Genomic DNA, 475 nt, shown 5'->3' on the forward strand with positions numbered 1-475 from the left:
ATTCCGACCTCGATGACCGCGACGTCGATGGGCACATCGGCGAAGGCCGCGAAGGCCATCGCGGTGAGGACCTCGAACTTGCTCATCTTCGGGCCACCGGCAGTCTCGGACTGCCGGTCCACCAGTTCCACGAACGGTTCGATCTCGGTATACGTGTTCACGTATTGCGCTGGGGTGATGGGCTTTCCGTCGATCGAGATGCGCTCCACCGCGGACTGCAGATGCGGACTCGTGGTGCGCCCGGTGCGCCGGTGCAGGGCGACCAGCAACGCGTCGACGATCCGGGCCACCGACGTCTTGCCGTTGGTCCCCGCGACGTGGATGGACGGATAGGCCCGCTGCGGCGAGCCCAACAGCTCCAGCAGGGCGGAGATTCGTGCCGTGCTGGGGTCCAGCTTGGTCTCGGGCCACCGCTGATCGAGCAGGTGCTCGACCTGCAGCAGCGCGGCGATCTCGTCCGGCGAAGGAATCGGGT

1 pseudogene is annotated in these 475 nt (G+C 66.5%); it reads right to left on the reverse strand.

Annotation, left to right across the window (positions count from 1 at the left end):
* Positions 1–475, reverse strand: a pseudogene (locus RM779_RS33300) (dihydrofolate synthase); the annotation flags it as partial.

Origin of the sequence: Streptomyces johnsoniae, from assembly GCF_031845565.1 — a bacterium.
Classification (GTDB): Bacteria; Actinomycetota; Actinomycetes; order Streptomycetales; family Streptomycetaceae; genus Streptomyces; species Streptomyces johnsoniae.